Source organism: Corynebacterium comes (genome assembly GCF_009734405.1).
Lineage (GTDB): Bacteria > Actinomycetota > Actinomycetes > Mycobacteriales > Mycobacteriaceae > Corynebacterium > Corynebacterium comes.
The window spans coordinates 1,923,874-1,942,725 of sequence record NZ_CP046453.1 but is presented as its reverse complement, the minus strand read 5'-3'; the positions used below and the strand labels follow the sequence as shown (position 1 = coordinate 1,942,725).

18 protein-coding genes and 1 tRNA gene are annotated in these 18,852 nt (G+C 62.5%); 12 read left to right on the top strand and 7 right to left on the bottom strand.

Annotated elements, in window-relative coordinates; translation table 11 throughout:
* Positions 1-214 precede the first annotated feature (214 nt).
* The 6 genes from CETAM_RS09335 (at position 215) to CETAM_RS09310 (ending at position 6,830) form a co-directional block, all read left to right on the top strand.
* The gene (locus CETAM_RS09335; protein WP_197085715.1) at positions 215-400 is read left to right on the top strand and encodes a helix-turn-helix transcriptional regulator; all 186 of its coding nucleotides are present in this window, start codon (positions 215-217) and stop codon (positions 398-400) included.
* Positions 401-553, top strand: a complete 153-nt coding sequence (locus CETAM_RS09330; protein ID WP_156228607.1) for a hypothetical protein — start codon at positions 401-403, stop codon at positions 551-553.
* A gap of 203 nt (positions 554-756) precedes the next feature.
* Positions 757-1,191, top strand: coding sequence for a hypothetical protein (locus tag CETAM_RS09325; protein WP_156228606.1), 435 nt, complete (start codon positions 757-759; stop codon positions 1,189-1,191).
* 188 nt (positions 1,192-1,379) lie between these two features.
* Positions 1,380-3,923: a bifunctional DNA primase/polymerase gene (locus CETAM_RS09320; protein WP_156228605.1), complete on the top strand. Its 2,544-nt coding sequence runs from the start codon at positions 1,380-1,382 to the stop codon at positions 3,921-3,923.
* Between the two features lie 1,510 nt (positions 3,924-5,433).
* Positions 5,434-5,796, top strand: a complete 363-nt coding sequence (locus CETAM_RS09315; RefSeq protein WP_156228604.1) for an HNH endonuclease — start codon at positions 5,434-5,436, stop codon at positions 5,794-5,796.
* Positions 5,797-6,416: 620 nt separating this feature from the next.
* On the top strand, positions 6,417-6,830 hold the full coding sequence (locus CETAM_RS09310) for a hypothetical protein (RefSeq protein WP_156228603.1): 414 nt from the start codon (positions 6,417-6,419) through the stop codon (positions 6,828-6,830).
* Between the two features lie 112 nt (positions 6,831-6,942).
* Here CETAM_RS09310 and nrdF read toward each other — a convergent pair whose 3' ends face one another.
* A complete protein-coding gene (gene nrdF, locus CETAM_RS09305) occupies positions 6,943-7,944 on the bottom strand; it encodes a class 1b ribonucleoside-diphosphate reductase subunit beta (protein WP_156228602.1) in 1,002 nt (333 codons plus the stop codon).
* A 353-nt stretch (positions 7,945-8,297) separates the two neighbouring features.
* On the opposite strand from nrdF, the gene CETAM_RS09300 reads away from it, so the two are divergent.
* Entirely contained in the window at positions 8,298-8,717 is a 420-nt protein-coding gene (locus tag CETAM_RS09300; protein WP_156228601.1) for a helix-turn-helix domain-containing protein, read from the top strand.
* Between the two features lie 27 nt (positions 8,718-8,744).
* A complete protein-coding gene (locus CETAM_RS09295) occupies positions 8,745-9,335 on the top strand; it encodes a PIN domain-containing protein (protein ID WP_156228600.1) in 591 nt (196 codons plus the stop codon).
* A 67-nt stretch (positions 9,336-9,402) separates the two neighbouring features.
* Here the strand turns inward: CETAM_RS09295 and CETAM_RS09290 are convergent, their stop codons facing one another.
* Complete coding sequence (locus tag CETAM_RS09290) at positions 9,403-10,212, bottom strand: HAD-IIA family hydrolase (RefSeq protein WP_156228599.1); 810 nt, start codon at positions 10,210-10,212, stop codon at positions 9,403-9,405.
* An 18-nt stretch (positions 10,213-10,230) separates the two neighbouring features.
* A complete protein-coding gene (locus CETAM_RS09285) occupies positions 10,231-10,461 on the bottom strand; it encodes an acyl carrier protein (protein WP_156228598.1) in 231 nt (76 codons plus the stop codon).
* A 31-nt stretch (positions 10,462-10,492) separates the two neighbouring features.
* Between CETAM_RS09285 and CETAM_RS13720 the strand changes: the two genes are divergently transcribed.
* The gene (locus CETAM_RS13720; protein ID WP_231587429.1) at positions 10,493-11,500 is read left to right on the top strand and encodes an alpha/beta fold hydrolase; all 1,008 of its coding nucleotides are present in this window, start codon (positions 10,493-10,495) and stop codon (positions 11,498-11,500) included.
* A gap of 6 nt (positions 11,501-11,506) precedes the next feature.
* Positions 11,507-12,316: a serine hydrolase domain-containing protein gene (locus CETAM_RS13715; protein WP_197085714.1), complete on the top strand. Its 810-nt coding sequence runs from the start codon at positions 11,507-11,509 to the stop codon at positions 12,314-12,316.
* Here CETAM_RS13715 and CETAM_RS13825 read toward each other — a convergent pair.
* The gene (locus CETAM_RS13825) at positions 12,313-12,948 is read right to left on the bottom strand and encodes a DUF1707 domain-containing protein (protein WP_231587428.1); all 636 of its coding nucleotides are present in this window, start codon (positions 12,946-12,948) and stop codon (positions 12,313-12,315) included. The genes CETAM_RS13715 and CETAM_RS13825 overlap by 4 nt on opposite strands.
* Positions 12,949-13,411: 463 nt before the next feature.
* Positions 13,412-16,165 carry a pyruvate dehydrogenase (acetyl-transferring), homodimeric type gene (aceE, locus tag CETAM_RS09270; protein WP_156228597.1) on the bottom strand — a complete coding sequence of 918 codons (2,754 nt, stop codon included), beginning with the start codon at positions 16,163-16,165 and terminating at the stop codon, positions 13,412-13,414.
* A gap of 401 nt (positions 16,166-16,566) precedes the next feature.
* Here aceE and CETAM_RS09265 point away from each other — a divergent pair, with 401 nt between their 5' ends.
* Together CETAM_RS09265 and CETAM_RS09260 are read left to right on the top strand one after the other, a co-directional pair.
* Entirely contained in the window at positions 16,567-16,992 is a 426-nt protein-coding gene (locus CETAM_RS09265; RefSeq protein WP_407923975.1) for a DUF3052 domain-containing protein, read from the top strand.
* 69 nt (positions 16,993-17,061) lie between these two features.
* Positions 17,062-17,134, top strand: a tRNA-Val gene (locus tag CETAM_RS09260).
* Here CETAM_RS09260 and CETAM_RS09255 read toward each other — a convergent pair.
* Complete coding sequence (locus CETAM_RS09255) at positions 17,135-18,289, bottom strand: tyrosine-type recombinase/integrase (protein WP_156228595.1); 1,155 nt, start codon at positions 18,287-18,289, stop codon at positions 17,135-17,137.
* Entirely contained in the window at positions 18,282-18,824 is a 543-nt protein-coding gene (locus CETAM_RS09250) for a helix-turn-helix domain-containing protein (RefSeq protein ID WP_156228594.1), read from the bottom strand. The genes CETAM_RS09255 and CETAM_RS09250 overlap by 8 nt, the downstream gene beginning before the upstream one ends.
* Positions 18,825-18,852 lie beyond the last annotated feature (28 nt).

Here is an 18,852-nt window from a genome sequence, read left to right as displayed (position 1 = left end):
GATGAACAGTAGATAACGAAACGATAACGGACAGGTTAACAGTAGATCACGGTGAGATAACGGCGTGACCTACACGGGGACCATTTCCCGTCACAGTGCCTAAGTAGGAAACGAGAGAATCAAGGAATCTTGCTGAGCCGGGGCATGTTATACTAATGACAGTCAACAAGCAAGACCACGTATCCCCCGAATGGGGGTAAGGAAGGAAGACACAATGAGCGAGATGCTCACCACCACCAAGACCGCCGAAATTCTGGGGATCACCACCCGCACTCTCCACGAGTGGAGGGCTAACGGGACCGGGCCGTCCTACGTGCGCTACAGCGCCAAGACCGTCAAGTACCCGGAGAACGAACTGAACGAGTGGATCGCCGCCCGCCACGTCAAGGCGGGTGCATAAGTGAACATCCACACAGATCTCCCCCGCGAAGTCCTGGACAACCTTGACCCGGTCAAGAAGTTCGAGTTAGAGGCCCTGGCGAAGATCGCCAACCGCCTGGAGAAGGTCAACGAGATTGCCTCCCGCCTGGAGAGAGTGGAGCAAAGACTGTGATCTCGATTGCTGCCCTGGCTTTAGTGGTCGCGCTTCTCGCTTGGAACTCATGGCTGGACTTCAAGCGCTACAAGTTGGAATTGGAATTCGAGGCCCTGTAAGGCTTCGAGTAGCCGTGAGCGACCAAGTACCCATTTAAACCCTGCTGAGCCGCCTACGGCTCACGCAGGCCCCGATTACACACCAAGGAGAAGGAAAGAACAATGAGATTTGAGGATTACGTAACCGCCGACTACACCCGCGCGGTTAAGGCAGATCACCGACTACAGGCCCTAGAGACGACGGTCAAGTTCATGGTCGGTCAGTGCTACGGCTGCGCGTGGAGTGAGGTCATTAAGCCGCTGGCTGAGTCGCTGGTTGGATTCAGTCGCAATATCCCGGTTCAGGCCAAAGAGTACAGCGATGACATTTTCGATTTTGCTTCTCATGTTGTTACCGGAGAAGAGATCATGCGCCGAGAGTTCCCGGAGGCTGTAGAGGCGGAGAACGGCACCGAGGAATGGCTGAGAACGATGGAGGCCTATGACGCGGTGACCGCTGTCTGGCTGAAGTTCCTGGAGGACGCAGACGCGGCGGAGGGGTGCATGTTGCGTATCCCTAAGCCCGTCTATACGCCATCTAATTGGTCGATCCTCTAACCCCCAAAGAGCGCCCCGGCGCTCAAGTCGATTGCAGTACAGCCTGACTCCGCTAAAGGCGGCGGCGGTTCATGACCGAGTCAAGGCACCGCTATTCCACCCCGGAATGCGAAAAAGACCCCTGGTCACTACTCCAGAGGTCTTAATCAACTACTAATTGCCCCACCACAGGCAGAAGGAAGAACACCATGACCTCAAACAACCATGAAGGAGAAGAAGTCACTATGAATGATTATACCATATCTGAGCAGGGCGTCAAGCCTTTTGAGCAGTACATCTTTAAAGGCTGGGTAACTCCGTTCCCTCTCCCTTGCGGGAGCAAGTTCCCGCCGAGAACTGGTTTCACCGGAGACATCGAGACCGTCAGTGAAGAAGTCACCCGCGAGGCATGGGACCGCGAAATGGGAGACTTTAATCTCGGTCTGCGTATGGACATCACCGGCGACTACGATGTCATTTCTCTCGATGTCGATGAGTATCGAGACAAGAAGGGAATGCAGAACCTTGTCGAACTCATGGATGAACTCGGGGAACTCCCGCTCAAGGCAATTCCCCGTTCGACACGCCGTGGCGTTGACTCCCCGGCTGCGCAGTACTTCTTCCTTGTCCCGCGAGGGCTGAAGTGGGCCTCTAAGGTGTGCGCCGACGTGGAAGTGATCCAGAAGAATCACCGCTACAGCGCAGTGTGGCCCTCTGAGGTCGAAGGGGAGATGTACCGCTGGTACATCGGAGACGAAGAGATCGAGATCCCCAACGTCAAGGATCTGCCGGTCCTGCCTCAGGCGTGGATCAACTACCTGCAGCGCGGAAATCTGATCAAGCGTCACGCGCCCTCCGAGTACTTCGGCAACACTGAGGCCGACGAGTGGCTGTCCAAGGTAGCGCCGGGATGGGCGGATGCCCCGTCCGCTGGTTTCCTTACTGGCCTGGAGCCGAAGTTGGAGGCGATGGTGGGCAACGCTCACGACACCCTCAACGACTCTCTGTGGTGGGCCGTGCGCTACGCCGTTCTGGACGGTCAGCCCGGCCTCAAGGCCGCTATCGAGGCGTTGAAGGCGAAGTTCTTTGCTGAGGCTGAGCGTGACTACAAGGAGACTGCGGAGACCGAGTACGCCCGCAATTACCTTGGAGCCGTCAACAAGACGCGCGGCGACATCGAGCACAAGAAGGCCACCCCGTTCCTGGTTAAGTACAGCCCGGCGCTGCTGACGGGCTTCACGTTGCTCACGGGTGCACAGAAGGCCGCTAAGGCTCACGAGGACCTCACCGAGAAGATCAATCGCTCCATGCGGATGCCCGCGCCGCTGGCCGTCCCCCGGTTGATCGCGCTGCTGTGCCCCGAACTGGTCACCGTTCGCAACTCTGGAAGTGAGGACTCAATCCTAAACATGGCAGTGGGTGAGACCTTGCAGTACGGGGATCTGCGCGAGATCCTGGAGAAGACCGTCATGCCTGAGATCCACCGTTACCGGATTCAGTTCGAGGACGACAGCGACGAGGACAAGGCTGGGAAGGCTGTGCTGAGTAAGGCCCTGGCTCTGTGTGAGGCCAACCGTCCGGTCGCGCTGTTCGAGAACACGGCGAACGCTGTACGGGACATGGGCCGAAAGTTCACCGCGAGCAAGATTGACGCTAACCCGTACCTGTTGGGAGTCGGAGACGAGGTGCTTGACCTTCAGGCCGTCATCGACAACCCGGACGGAGGCCTGGAGTCGTGGCTGCGCCCGCGAGAGTACGAGGATGCCGTCACGAAGTCTCTGACTCTGGACATCCGTGCTGGGCTGAAGTCTCTGGAGTACCGCGAGCAGTCGCCCATTGCCAAGGAGACCCACACTGAGCGGCTGTTGAAGGTGATTCAGCCCGACGAGGACACCCGTCAGTTCCTTCAGAAGGCCCTGGGCTATTCCATGTTCGGTAAGAACAAGGCTCACAAGTTCTTCGTCTGGTTCGGCCCCGGAGGGTCCGGCAAGGGGTCCATCGTAGATAGCGTGATGTCCGTGCTGGGAGAAGACGTGTACGCGAGCCAGATCACCCCGGAACAGTTCAAGAAGGGTAGCGCGAGCAAGCCAGATCCGGAGTACACGAAGTCTCTGACCACCCGTATGACGTTTGTCAACGAGACGGACGAGGGCACGAAGATCGACGCGTCCGCCATCAAGAGAGCGACGGAGAGCCGGAGCGGTCGCGCCCTGCATTCAAACAACGTGGTGAAGCAGGACGGCAACACAATTACGTTCATGACCAACCGCGTGTTTTCTTTTGAGCACGACTCAGGCGTTGAACGTCGTCTCGCTGTCATCCCGTTCACTCAGGCTAAGAAGGCCGTCAAGGAGGCCCAACCGCACATCAATTCTGAGTGGAGAGAGCACGAGGAAGAGAAGGTGTGGTTCCTGAATTGGCTGCTGGAAGGTTTCGCCCTGTCGATGTCTGAAGGACTGGAGCAGGAGGACTACCCGCCGTTGGTGGCACAGGCAACCGCCCGGTTCATTGCGGAGGCGGACCCGTCAATGGTGTTCTTCCAGATGCTAGAGCGCACCGGAGACCCGGACGACTACGTACGGACGGAGGATATGGCGAGATCCTATCGCGATGTGACCGGAGATCTCACGATCGCAGAGAAGGCACTAAGCATGAAGATCAACCGTTGGTTTAGGGATCAGGGGCACGCTGACGACAAGGACCGAGTGAACGATAAGCGCGTGTACAGGGGCTGGACCCTCAACGAGGAATGACCTGCCAACCTTCTGCCAACCTTCTGCCAACCTATTTCGTTAGGTTGGCAGAGGCATTTAAACAGGTCAAAGGGTGTTTCTTCTCTATTTCTGCCAACCTGCCAACCTTTTTAGAGTTTATCCCTATATAGAAAAGCAATCTCCCCTTCCCTGAGTAGAGCCACATATCGCCTGAGGTTGGCAGGTTGGCAGGCACTGGCTCTGACCTGCGGCTACGTCTTCTAGAGGTTGGCAGGAGGTTGGCAATTGGTTGGCAGAGGTTGGCGGAATCCCGGCTATGACACCCCCCCGTACCTGTAGCCGTGGCTCTGTCGAGATCCTGGCACCCCCCCTCCGGTGGGCGCATGGATGGGCGCATGGATGGGCGCATGGATCAGGCCTCTCTCCGAAGCTGGCGGGAGCGGTGCCTTCTCTGTGTCTCTGGTGGCGGTGTCGTGGTGGCTGCGGCTGCGGTTGCGGCTACGTCTCTCCGAGCGGCTGCGTCTCTGTGGCGGCTGTCCTGAAGCGTGACGGGGTCGGAGCGGCGCTGTGTGAGCGGCTGAGCGCCTGAGAGGGTTCAGATAGGGGAGAGGCTAGGTTACGGGTCTTTAATCGCTTAGACGAGAGCGTTTTAAGAACTGTTCGCTAGGTGAACGGTTGTTCTGTTCTGTTCTGAGTTTTTGTTTTGTTCTGTTCTGAGGTCGGCCTTCTGTACCCCCCCGTTATATAGAGCGGCTGCAAGGAGCGGCTGCAGACCCCCCCTCTACCTGAGCGGAGGCCTGAGCGGAGGCTGTACCGGTGCGTGGCTAAGGTGTGGTGTGTGGCGGTGGCTGCTGTGGTGTGGTGGCTGTGGTGCGTGCTGTGGTGCAGTGTGCTGTGCTGTGCTGTTGATTTAGTAATTGATATTGATTTAATAAATTGATTGATTTAATAGATAGATTGATTTAATAGATAGATTGAGTCGATGTCTTCGCGAGATCGACGATCGGGGTCTATGTCTGAAGTAATGGACATAGTGCAGATCTGAGGTTCTATGTCCAAGATAAGAGACATAAGCACTTATCTTTGAGATCTCGGACATTAGGTGTGGAAAGTCGGACATAAGATTCTATGTCTGAAAAGTTGCACATAACCTATGTCTGAAAACGTGGACATAACCTATGTCTGAAAACGTGGACATAAAAGCCGGTGTGTTGGAGGTCACAGGGGAATGTGATGCACATCACGTTCAAAAAGGGGTGCCAAAGGTGCCGAAACCGACTCTCTGACCTGCGGGAACCGGCCTGATTTCCCCCCTGACGGCCTAACGTCCCTCTCGGAGGGTTCCGGCAACCCCCAAACGCTCAAACGCGCACACAGAGCCGTTTTTCAAACTGTTTACCTGTTGTTAACCTTGTCGGACTTGACAAACGTCTCTGACCTGCGGTTAGGGGGAGGGGGATACCCCCGGGGGTCTGATTAGAGCGTCCCTCGTGTGCTGGAGATTGTGACGGACGACCCTTGGGGGGAGTCGATCATATATTCTAATGATATGACTATTTGGAGAGATATTGACAACCATTCCCGCTACGAGGTCAGCAACAACGGTCAGGTCCGCCGCAAAGAGAACCATTCCCTGCTGAGCGGGGGCCTCAGTTCTCAGGGCTACCCGAAGGTCCATCTCACCGATGACGACGGCAAGAAGGCGGACCACAACGTTCACGTCCTGGAGGCCCGCGCCTTCTATGGCGACATCCCCGGCGCAAGGATCGTTCATCTGAGCGGAGTAAAGACCGACAACCGGTTACGCAACCTCCACCCGCAGATCTCCGACCCCGTTCTGGCACAGGCTGCGTTCCAGCGAGCGCTGAGAGTGCGCAGAGCACGCGCCGTACGCCACGGAGACGGCCTCTGAGCCTCCAGCGGTACACCGGTGTCACCTGGCCCTGTTCAGCGCCTTAGAAGAGAGCGTTTTTCAGTTTGTTTACCTGTTGTTAACCTTTAGGGCCTTGTCGCAGGCCGGTAGACTGTGAGCGTCGCTGTCCACGAAGGCATCGAGCGCCGCGTGTGTCATTTCGTCCGCGAGAGCCTGGCGGTCGAAGAGTGCCGGGAGCGGGAGAGAGAGGCTAGGTTTTCGGTCTGGAAACTAGGTCTCGCTTACCTCCCCTGGCGGGGGTGAGACCAGAAACCGGACCAGAGAGTGGCCTGAGACCAGGGAAGATAGGGCCTGACCAGCGGATACAGGCCAACGAGTTGAGCACCCGGTGGCCCCACCGTGTCATACCGCCACCCCCGGTCGATTCTTCGGCCGGGGGTGGCTTGGCTTTTCCTTGATTCCCGCGGCGTAACTCTCAACCTTAACTTTAGGAAACGGGGGTTGAAGTGGAGGTTTAGAGTTGCTGGTGTGATTCGGGGGAAGGAAACTGGAGCTCGGTGCATACGAGGCCGTTGGGGAAGACGAACCTCGTCTTACACCGCCCTGGATCTTCTGAATTGATCCAGAGCGGTGGTCGCTATTGCCGAAGGATTTTCGACATGACAACCCTTGCACCTACGCTCGCACGCTGGTTGGGCGCCGCTGATTCCTCGGCACCGATCCACCCGTGGGAGAGCCCCGCCGTACCCACGTACCCTTCGTTCACCTCCGATGTCGCACGCACCGCCGTGCTGTGCATCACGGGAATGCCGTGTGCCCTGCGCCCGCGCATCGAGACCGCCATGGTGGTCTGCATCCCCAGCGACTCCGAACTCTCCTACGCCGACGCCGACCCGCTCACCGCCGAGTGGTTCACCGCCTGGCGACGTTGCGAAGACGCCGGCAACGGCCCCCGCATCGCCTGCCGCCAGATGATCACGGGTACCAACGAGGAACTGTGCCGCCTGCGCACCATCGTGGAGAACATGGCCCGCAACCACGGCTTCACCGCCGAGCTCACCCTGGGGGACTAGAAACCTTCCGGGGGAGCCGGGGGAGTGGCCAGGGGAAGCCACCACAATGACAAACACCCCGCCGGACCGCAGGAGCGGTGGGCGGGGTGACAAGCGGGCGTCGAAAAGCGGACTAGAAGTCCCAGTCGTCGTCCGTGGTCTCCTCGGCGGTACCGATGACGTAGGAGGAACCCGAGCCGGAGAAGAAGTCGTGGTTCTCGTTGGCGGAGGGATCCAGGGACGTCATCACACCCGCGTTGAAGCGGCAGGAATCCGGGGGGAAGATGCCCTCGAAGCCCAGGTTGTTCATCGCCTTGTTGGCGTTGTAGCGCAGGAACGCCTTGACGTCCTCGGTCCAACCGATGGAGTCGTAGATGTCCTGGGTGTAGTGGGCCTCATTGTCGTAGAGATCCATGAGCATCTCCAGAGCGAAGTCCTTGTCCGCCTCCTGCTCCTCCGGAGTCTGCAGCTTGGCGGCCTGCTGGAACTTGTAGCCGATGTAGTAGCCGTGGACGGCCTCATCACGGATGATCAGACGGATGATGTCCGCGGCGTTGGTGATCTTGCCCATCGACGAAAAACGCAGCGGCAGGTAGAAACCGGAGTAGAACAGGAAGGACTCCAGCATCACGGAGGCGATCTTCTTCCGCTGCGGGGTACCCGTCCGGTACTGCTCCATGATGGTGCGGCCCTTGTACTGCAGGTTGTCGTTCTCACGCGACCAGCGGAAGGACTCGTCGATCTCCGGGGTGGTGGCCAGAGTCATGAAGATGTTGGAATAGGACTTCGCGTGCACCGACTCCATGAAGGCGATGTTGGTGTACACGGCCTCCTCATGCGGCGTCACGGCGTCGGGGAGGATGCTCACCGCACCGACGGTGCCCTGCATGGTGTCCAGGAAGGTCAGTCCCGTGAACACGCGCATGGTCGCCTTGCGCTCCTCCGCGGTCATGTGCCGCCAGGAGGAGACGTCATTGGACACCGGGACCTTCTCCGGAAGCCAGAAGTTGGTCGTGAGACGGTTCCAGATGTCCATGTCGATCTGGTCGGGGATACGGTTCCAGTCGACGGAATCCAGGACGTCGCCCGGCTGGTAGTGGACAGGTGTGCTGACAGTCTGGGTTGAAGTGGTCACGCTCTCCCGCCAGGGTTCGAACCTGGATTTATCCGTGCCCTCGTGGAGGGTCGGTCGTGTTGCCTGTTGCACCACGGGAAAATCCCCCTGGGTTTTTGCTTGCCGGTTGCGTCGTTGCGGCGTTCGGGCGGGGGAGGCCCTCTGGGCGTCATCGTAGTGAGATTCTGGGCCGGTGGCGAATGCCGTGCTCGCCGTTGACTGAGGGGGAGGGTGGGGCTTTTGGGGGTTGCTGGACTGGCGGGGGCTTACAGATATAAGTGGAAAGGGGTAGGGTGGGGCCTGTACGCCTGTATATCCAGGTATACATCGGCGTCTCTGAACGCCAGACGATTCGACGGGAAGGAGATGAAAGGGTGACTACCTTAACTGATGGGGGCTCGCTCATACTCAGCCCCCAGGAACGTTCTTCGATCATCCGATTCATTACCGCCATGGACGGGGATGCCTCTGACTTTGCCACCACAGCAGGTCAGCAGGCCCCCAGAGAACTCAACGCAGTTATCAGCCAGGTGCTCAAGGCAATCGCCCAAGATTTGCCGATTTCTATCACGACCATGCCCAAAGAGCTGACCACGACAAACGCAGCAGCGATCTTGGGCGTCTCGCGACCAACGCTGATGAAGTACATCCGAGAAGGCCGGGTTCAGGCGCATAAGGTGGGTACACATCATCGTCTAAACTCTCGCGATGTGCTTGACCTGGCGACGCTCCTCAAGCAAGAGCAGAGGCAAGCTGTGTTTGAGCTAATGGACATGGACGGGGAGAACGACTGACCTACCGGGGCAGTAGTATCTGTGATCATGGTGCCGTTGATTGCGAACAGTGTGCTGCCTGATGCCAACATATGGGTCTCTCAGACCCTACACAGTTGGTTCTGTCTCATCGCAGCAGAAACTCGTGGTTCCTGGCGCTTCTACTGGACGGAAGACATTCTTGCCGAAGCGGTTTACCACCGCCGACGCAGGTTTGTTGAAACCAATAGTAGACAGGTGGAGGACGTTCGCGATCGGCTGATCAAGTCGATAGGCGCGGAGAACCGGATAAGCCGCTTTCCCTTCGATGATACGGTCGCATTCCCCGACCCTGACGACGCACACATTCATAGCGCGGCGGTACACGCCGGGATCGCCATCATTGTCTCCGATAATATTCGGGACTTCGATGGCATCTACAACGATCCCGATGAGTGTCCATATGAGGTGTACACCTCTGACGAATTCCTTATGCTTGTTGCACAGTCAGCTCCGGACGTAGTGGACGCTGTCGCTCGCTTGCAGCATGCCTACCATGCGAAGAGGGGAAAGCCCTTCTCGTTGCCGAAGAGGCTGAAGGATGCTGACTGTCCCGAGTTTGCGCAGTACATCCGGGCACGTCTGCAGTACATCACGTAGAAGTTTTGATGCCCTGGGCGACGTCGGTGCCGGATGCGGTCGCCTGAGAGTTGGGCGCGTGCCCCCGCTACTCCTCGCTGAGGTAGTAGCCGTCCTCAAAAGGGTCCAGCACGTGGTCGGCCAGCTCGCCGATGTCATCGATGACACGGGTGGGGCGGTAGGGGTACCTGTCGATCTCTGCGTCGTCGGAGATGCCGGAGCGGACCAGGATGGTGCGCATCCCGGCCTCCAGACCGGACTTGACGTCGGTGTCCATGCGGTCGCCGATCATGACGGCGTTCTCGGAATGAGCGCCGATGGTGTTCAGCGCGGAACGCATCATCACCGGGTTCGGCTTGCCGATGTAGTACGGCCGCATGCCCGTGGCCGCCGTGATCAACGCCGCCACGGCGCCGGTCGCCGGCAGGACGCCCTGGGGCGCGGGGCCGGTGACGTCCGGGTTGGTGCAGATGAAGCGCGCGCCGCCCAGGAGAAGATTGATGGCGGTGGTGATCGCCTCGAAGGAATAGGTGCGGGTCTCGCCCAGCACCACGAACTCCGGGTGCGAATCCGTGAGGATCCACCCCTTCGCGTGCAGGGCAGTGGTCAACCCCGACTCGCCGACGACGTAGGCGGTGCCCTCCTTGCGCTGATTCGACAGGAAGTGGGCGGTCGCCGTCGCTGAGGTCCAGATGCGATCGGCCGGGATCCGCAGCCCCGAGGCGGCCAGACGTGCCGAGAGATCCCGCGGTGTGTGAATCGAGTTGTTGGTGAGCACCATGAACTCGATGCCGTTGTCCCGCAGGGCCTGCAGGAAGCGGTCGGCGCCCGGGATCATCTCGCCTTCGCGGATGAGGACGCCGTCCATGTCGGTCAGGTAGCTGATGCTGGCGGTCATGCCCGCCATTGTCCTCTCCTACGCCGGATCGTGCGCGTCCACGAGGGCGGCGAGGTCGCCGACGGTGTGGAGGTTGTACACGACGTCGTCGTCAAGCCGGACGCCGAAGGCGTCCTCGATGCGCACGGCGATCTCGATCATCGACAGCGACGTGATGCCCAGCTCGCGCAGCTTCGCGTCCGGGGTGAGTGCCTCGGCCTCCAGTCCGGAGGCCTCCTCAATGATGCTGGCCAGTTCGGGAGAGATCATGCCCACGATCCTAGTGGGTAGAGTCTGCCCCATGACTTTTCCCCTGGCGCGCCCCCTGTCGCGCCTGCGCAGCTGGGCGCTGCAGCTGACCCCGGACGGACGCCGCCGCCTCGCCCTCGAACTCGGCGCCCTGCATTCCGGCGTGCGCGAGCCGGGCCTGACGGACATCGACCGCACCGGCACCGTCGACAGCGACGGCATCCGCATCCACTGGTACGAGTACGGCGGCACCGGCCCCACCATCCTCTTCCTCCACGGCTTCTCCCTCGCCTCCGAGTCCTTCTACCGCCAGGTCAACCACCTGCGTGAACGCTGGCCTTCCGCCCGCATCCTGCTTTATGACGCCCGCGGACACGGCCAGACCGGCCGCGTCGACCCCGCACGCTGCACCGTCGCGGGTGTCGCCGACGACGCCCTCGCCGTCCTGCAGGCCCGCGACGTCCGTGGCCCGGTGATCCTGGTGGGGCACTCCCTCGGCGGGCTGGTGGCCCTGAACCTGGTGCGCCGCTGCCCGGACTCCTTCCGGGAGAGGATCGCCGGCATCGTCCTGGTGTCCACCTCCATCGAGGCGCTGGCGGATCAGGGCCTGCCCCAGCTCCTCGCCTCCCCGGTCGCCGACCAGGTCAACAACGCCGTGGAGACCCAGCCCGACGAGGCCCGGAAATTCCGCCAGCAGGCCGCCGCGATCCTGGCGCCGACGCTCGCCGTCGCCATCTTCCACCGGCCCATCGACTACGACATCATCCAGTTCCACGCCGCCATGATCCACGAGACGCCCCTGGAGACCTTCGTCGGATTCTTCGACGACCTCCAGATCCACGACGAACTCGCCGCCGGCCCCTACCTGCAGGGCATCCCCGGCTACGTCATCGCCGGCGAGAAGGACAACGTCACCCCGCTCGGCCAGGCCGAAAGGCTCATCGAGGTCTGGCCCGAGGCCTGGCTGCAGACCGCCCCCGACGCCGGCCACATGATCCCCCTCGAGGCACCCGAGATCCTCAACGCCGCGATCGACAGGCTGATGCTCCGGCTAGAGTGAGGTGTTGTGAAGGCTCTGGATCTGGTTAAGCAATGGCCCGTCGACAATTTTGCCGCGGCGGTGATCGACGGCGACGACATCCACCGCATCGGCGACCTGGGCAAGGTCTTCGAGCTGATGAGCGTGACCAAACCCCTGAGCGCCTTCGGTTTCCTCCTGGCCGTGGAGGAGGGCATCTTCGAACTGGACACCCCGCTGGGCCCTTCCGGTTCGACCGTGCGGCACCTCATGGCCCACGCCTCCGGAGTCGGCTTCAACGAAGGCGATCGGGTGCGCGGGGTGGGGGAGCGCCGCATCTACTCCAACCACGGCTTCCAGATTCTTGCCGACGCCGTCTCCGAAGCCGCCGACATGGACTTCGCCGAATACCTCCGCCAGGGCGTCATGGCACCCCTCGGCATGGAGTGGACCCGCCTGCGCGGCGCCGCCGGCTGGGAGGCAGAAGGCACCGCCCACGACCTGATCACCTTCCTCCTGGAACTGATGCACCCCACCCTCCTGCACCCCTCCACGCTTGCCCAGGCCACCACCATCCAGTTCCCCGACCTCGCCGGCATCGTCCCCGGCTACGGCATGATGAAACCCTGCCCCTGGGGCCTCGGCTTCGAGATCAAGGGCACCAAGGACCCCCACTGGACCGGCCCCAACATGCCCGCCGACACCTACGGCCACTTCGGACAGTCCGGCACCTACATCTGGGTCGCCCCCGGCACCGGCCGCGCCATGGTCGCGCTCACCGACCGCCCCTTCGGCGACTGGGCCAAACCCCTGTGGTCCGAGACGAATGCGGCGATCTGGGAAGAGCTGAACAGCTAGTTTCCCAGCAGCCGGTTCCACAGGCTGTTCTGCGAGGGCGCCTGCTTCGTCTGCACACTCAGCCCCGATCCCTTGATGGACCCCGTCAACACCACCCGCGGCGCGCCGGGCAGCGGCTGAGTGGTCTGGATGTTCACCGTCGAGAACAGGTCCTTGATCCGGTTCTCCACGAAGACCCCCGGCGGCACGATGATCTCTATCGACGACATCGCCGCCTGAATCTCGAACGTGCACACCGGCGCCGCCGCATTCGCCAGGCGCAGGTCCAGATGCAGGGACGAGCCCGTCAGCCTGAAGACCGAATACTCCGGCACCGTCCACGTCCCGGTGCGCCGGATGTTACCCATCGTCGAGACCGCCGGCTGACCCTCCACCGGCCGCACGTACTGCGCGCCGGGCTGAGCCATCGGCACCGGCTGGGGTGGCTGGGCCTGGGGTGCGTGGTACGTGAGGTACTGCGCCCGGATGCGGTCCAGGACCGCCTTGTCCCTGGTCGACCACACCACTTCCGTCAGGCGGTCGAACTCCTCGAACTGCAGGCGCCCCGCACCCACGAGTCGGGTGAGGTCGGCCTGGAGCTGCTCACGGTCCTCGTCACGAGGCTGCATCGGACGGTTCATGCTCGGGTTCATGGGGTGGGCTCTCCTTAGGCGGCTCTTCCCTCAGGATACCGGGGGCGTCGAGAAGCGGGCCATCCACTTCGCACCCCTGCAAGGCCTCCGGATGCGCCGGACGAGGGCCTTGGGAGGGCGCGAAGTGGATGGAGCACAGGGATAGCCGACCGGGGGCGTCGAGAAGCGCGGCCCGGCCGGGTTCCGGAATCTCGCACCCCTGCAAGGCCTCCGGATGTGCCGGACGAGGGCCTTGGGAGGGTGCGAAGTGGATGGATCGCAGGGATAGCCGACCGGGGGCGTCGAGAAGCGCGGCCCGGCCGGGTTCCGGAATCTCGCACCCCCTCAAGGCCTCGGGAGCCACCGGACAAGCACCTTAGGGGGGTGCGAAACCGCCCCCAGCCCCGCCGCACAACGAAAACCACCCACCACACCACCCCGGGAAGGGGCAGCGTAGTGGGCGGTTTTCATCGAACCAGGGAAACTAGACCACGGTCGGGTCGTCCAGGTTGAACTTCTCGGCGGCCTGGGCGGCCACGGAGATGTCGATCTTGCCCTCGCGGGCCAGGCCCATGAGGACGGCGACGACGACGGACTCGGCGTCGATGTTGAAGTAACGGCGCGCGGCCGGGCGGGTGTCGGAGAAGCCGAAGCCGTCGGCACCCAGGACGATGTACTCGCCCGGGACGAAGGCACGGATCTGCTCCTGCAGGTCGGTGGCGAAGTCGGAGACCGCCACGAAGGTCTCGCCGTCGACCTGGTTGAGCTGCTTGGTGGCGAAGGGGACCTCGATCTCGGCGGCCGGGTTGCGCAGCTGCTCCTTGTTCTTCGCCGCACCGTCGCGGGCCAGCTCGACCCAGGAGGTGACGGAGAAGATGTTGGCCTGGACATTATAGTCCGCAGCCAGGATCTCGCGGGCGCGCAGCGCGGCGCTCATGCCGATGCCGGAGGCCAGGATGGATGCCTCGTGGCCGTCGGCGCCGGCATCGGAAGCCGGGGAGTAGAGGTAGATGCCCTTGTGCAGGCCCTCGACGTCCAGGTTCTCCGGCTCGGCCGGCTGGGAGACCGGCTCGTTGTACACGGTGAGGTAGTAGATGACGTTCTCGCCGCGGCCCGGGCCGTACATGCGGTCGATGCCCTCGTGGAGCAGGTGGGCGATCTCGTAGGCGAAGGCCGGGTCGTAGGAGACGACGCCCGGGTTGGTGGAGGCCAGGATCTGGGAGTGGCCGTCCATGTGCTGCAGGCCTTCACCGGTCAGGGTGGTGCGGCCGGCGGTGGCGCCGATGAGGAAGCCACGTGCCATCTGGTCGGCGGCGGCCCAGACGCTGTCGCCGGTGCGCTGGAAGCCGAACATCGAGTAGAAGATGTACAGCGGCACCATCGCCTCGCCGTGGGTGGCGTAGGAGGAGCCGGCGGCGATGAAGGAGGCCATGGAGCCGGCCTCGTTGATGCCCTCGTGGAGGATCTGGCCGTCGGTGGCCTCACGGTAGGACAGCATCAGGTCGTGGTCGACGGGGACGTAGTTCTGGCCGTGCGGGTTGTAGATCTTCAGGGTCGGGAACCAGGAGTCCAGGCCGAAGGTGCGGGCCTCGTCCGGGATGATGGGCACGACGCGCCTGCCCAGCTCCTTGTCGCGCATGAGCTCCTTGAAGGTGCGCACGAGCGCCATGGTGGTGGCGACCTCCTGCTTGCCGGAGCCCTTGCGGACGGAACGCAGCTTGTCCAGGTCCGGGACCTGCAGCGGGGTGTAGGTGGAGCGACGCTCCGGGAGGAAGCCGCCGAGCTCTTCGCGGCGCTTCTTCATGTACTGGATTTCCGGGGCGTTCTCGCCGGGGTGGTAGTACGGCGGGAGGTACGGGTCGGCGTCGAGGGCCTCGTCGGGGATCGGGATGGACTGCTTGTCGCGGAAGGCCTTGAGGTCCTCGGCGGTCAGCTTCTTCATCTGGTGGGTCGCGTTGCGGCCCTCGAAGTTGTGGCCCAGGCCGTAGCCCTTGATGGTGAAGGCGAGGATGACGGTCGGCTTGTCCTTGGTCTCCATGGCGCGCTTGTAGGCGGCGTGGACCTTGCGGTAGTCGTGGCCACCGCGGGGCAGGGCCCAGATCTCCTCGTCGCTCATGTCCTCGACCAGCTTGAGGGTGCGCTCGTCGCGGCCGAAGAAGTGCTCGCGGACGTAGGCGCCGTCGTTGGCCTTGAAGGTCTGGTAGTCGCCGTCCGGGGTGGTGTTCATGACGGTGACCAGGGCGCCGTCCTTGTCCTTGGCCAGCAGCTCGTCCCACTCGCGGCCCCAGACCACCTTGATGACATTCCAGCCGGCGCCCGTGAAGAAGGACTCCAGCTCCTGGATGATCTGGGTGTTGCCGCGGACGGGGCCGTCGAGGCGCTGCAGGTTGCAGTTGACCACGAAGGTGAGGTTGTCCAGGTTGTTCAGCGCCGCGTGCTGGATGAGGCCACGGGACTCCGGCTCATCCATCTCGCCGTCACCCAGGAAGGCCCACACGTGCTGCTGGGAGGTGTCCTTGATGCCGCGGTTGTGCAGGTAGCGGTTGAAGCGTGCCTGGTAGATCGCGTCCATCGGGCCCAGGCCCATGGAGACGGTCGGGAACTCCCAGAAATCGGGCATGCCGTGGGGGTGCGGGTAGGAGGGGATGCCGTTGCCCTCGCCGCGGGAGACCTCCTGGCGGAAGCCGTCGAGGTCCTCCTCGCTCAGGCGACCCTCGAGAAAGGCGCGTGCGTACATGCCGGGGGAGGCGTGTCCCTGGAAGAAGATCTGGTCGCCGCCGCCCGGGTGGTCCTTGCCGCGCCAGAAGTGGTTGAAGCCGACCTCGTAGAGCGGGGCGGCGGAGGCGTAGGTGGAGATGTGGCCACCGACGCCGATCTCGGGGCGCTGGGCGCGGTGCACCATGACGGCGGCGTTCCAGCGGATCCAGCGGCGGAAGCGCTTCTCCATGTCCTCATCGCCCGGGAAGTCGACTTCCATGGTGGTGGGGATGGTGTTGACGAAGTCAGTGGAGGTCAGGTTCGGCAGCGGGACACGCTTGGCCGAGGCACGCTCCAGAAGACGCAGCATGAGGTAACGGGCTCGCTCCGGCGAAGACTCCGAGAGCAGGCCGTCGAGGGAGTCCATCCACTCGCGGGTCTCCTCGGGGTCCGAGTCGTTGAGGTACGAAGCAACGCCGTCGCGAATGAGCGGGAAGTTGGAGTCGTCCTTGGCGCCGTTAGCGTTCAGGTCTTCTGCCATGTCTAGCCTCCAGGTTTGTGGTGATGAGGTGGAGCAACGGGCCCGTCGGTTAGGTGTTCCGCACGAGCCCGAATGTCGCTATCAAGGATACGTGCATTCATCCGCCAAGGCTCGGGAGGGTAGTTGCAAACCTTGTGAAGAAAAGGCGCCCCGAGGCCCCCCTGCTTCTCGACGCCCCCTCCATCCGCGTATCCCGTGCTCATCCCCTGTACGGGAGCCTGTGGGGCGGGAAAAAGGGGGCGCAGTTTGCGAATCAGACCGCTTACCCCCGTGGCAATAACCTGGTATGACCTATGCGAAAAGCGGAAAATCCTGGCATTACCTTGTATTCTGCCTAGCAGTAATCGAATACGGTGGGTTCCAGACGGGAACCGGCCGACAACAAGGAGGAAAAAACAGTGGTGGACGCTCCGGGCGTGGTGCAGAAAAACGCCCAGGAATACGCACAGATTCTCGCTATCAAAGCCGGGATGACCGTTCAGGAACTCGGCTGGGATGAGGACTGCGACTCCAGGATCTCCGAGGCCGTGGAGGATGTCATCGGCGAGGAACTGCTCGACGAGGACACCGATGAGCTCTGCGACGTCGTCCTCCTCTGGTGGCGCGAAGACGACGGGGACCTCGTCGATGGCCTCGTGGACGCAATTCGCCCCCTCGCCGAGCACGGACGCATCTGGCTGCTGACCCCAGGTTCAGGCAAGCCGGGCACCATCGTGCCGGGCGAGATCTCTGAATCCGCACAGCTCGCCGGCCTGGTCCAGACCAAGGCGGCCCGCCTGGGCACCTGGCAGGGTTCCTGCCTCGAGGCCAGCGGACCCCAGAAATAAACCTTTCCGGGACCTCGTGGTAATCTTCTCGGAGCTTGACCGACAGTCACCGCTGCCGGTCACTTTCCAGCGCTCTTAGCTCAGTTGGAAGAGCAACTGGTTTACACCCAGTAGGTCGGCGGTTCGAGCCCGTCAGAGCGCACTAAGTTTTCGCAGGTCCGGGCCCTGCGGCCAAGTCCCACCCCCCGTGGTCGGAGCCCGTGGCCTCCGATTGGCCTCCACCACTGAAACGCCGTGATAGATCATCCACGAACGAGTCCAGGTCATCGCGCATGAGCCAGCCGTACTGCCTCAGGCAGAAGGCCTCCGAGGAGTGGCCCATTACCGACCCCAACGCCTTGATCGAAGCGCCCGCCGAGATCGCCGTGGACGCGAAGTAGTGGCGCAGAACATGGGGCGTCCACCCCGGGTGGCCAGCAGCCGCGACCGCCTGGTTCCACCACTGCTTCCGGGCGTTTCCGTTGCGCAGAGGAGCACCCCGCATGGTGGTCCAAACCAGATCGGTCGGAGCCCTGCCCCGGGTTTGTTCCCGTAACAGTCCCACCACCCGGTCAGTCGTGGGGACCACCCGTTGTTTCCCGTGCTTCGGGGGGCCCTCCTGCAGCTTGCCTCCCACTTCGAACAGCTGGCGGCGCACGTAGATCCGCCTACGGTCCAGGGCCACGTCCCGGACCTGCAGCCCGGCCATCTCGGACCACCTCAGCCCCGATTGGGCCAGGAACTCGATCACAGGACCGTAGGCCCCCGCCGCCTCCGCCGCGAGAGCCACCCCCTCTGGCGTGGGGACTATCATCTCGGTCCTGGCGACCCGTGGCAGGGACACCTCGTGAAACGGGCTGGCCGGTATTCGACCATCCCGGACGGCCCGGTCCAGCACCTGTGAGAGGGGCTGTGCGTAGGTGCGTATCGACTTGGCCGACAGACCGGTGGCAGCCAGCGCCGCTAACCACTCCTCGATAGTGGCAGCGCGGACCTTGCCAAGAGGCACCCCACCGAGCCTGCCGGTCTTGCAGATATGGTCCACCGCGTGGCTGTACTGCAGCGCCGTTTTGGGTGCCAGGGCTGGGGTTTTCACGGTTAGCCACTTGCGGGCGGCTTCCGCTACGGTCTGGCGACCCAACGACCTGTCGGTCCATGTCCCGGTGTCCAGGCTGACCGCGTTGACAGCCGCCCAGCGCTCAGCATCCCGCTTGGTCTGAAACCCGCGCTTGCGCGTGTCGGTGCCGTCCGGTCGCCGGTACCGGTGCTCCCACCGTCGCTGACCGGAGGCCAGGGTGTAGGGCTGTGTGTTACCCACGGTCCAGCTCCTCCCGGATCTCTGCTTGCAGTTCGCGGGTGGCCGCTGCCTTTGCCTGGCGGGTGGCTCCCTCTCCGGCTCGTCCGTCCCGCTCCGCCTCGTAACTGCGAGACCACAACTGCTGGGCTAGCTCCTGCAGCGTCTCAGGGTCGATTCCCAGCGTCGCCGCGACCCGCTTCTCGGTGCTGGTCGGCTGGGCCACAGGTGGTGGCACGTTGAGGGCCCTGGTCGGTTCGACGTGGCCACCGGCGAGAAGGCGGGGGAGCGAGCCCGGACGAAGGATTAGCTCGTCGGTGATCGCCACGTCCCCCTCCGTGGCCAGCAGCTCCGGAACGGTCGTTTCGAGGGTTGCGGCAAGCAGGACCAGGGTCTCCACGGTGACTTTGGCTCGCCCTGCTTCGATACCTCCGATGGTGCCGCTGGACCAGGTAGCGCCGAGGGCGCGGGCGCGGTCTGCGACGCTGGCCATGGTCTCGTCTCCACGCAGTCGGCGGGCGTTCCGGGCGAGGGTTTCTTGGGGGGTCTGAGTAGGCATGAGAGCGAGGTTACCACAGCACTGTTCG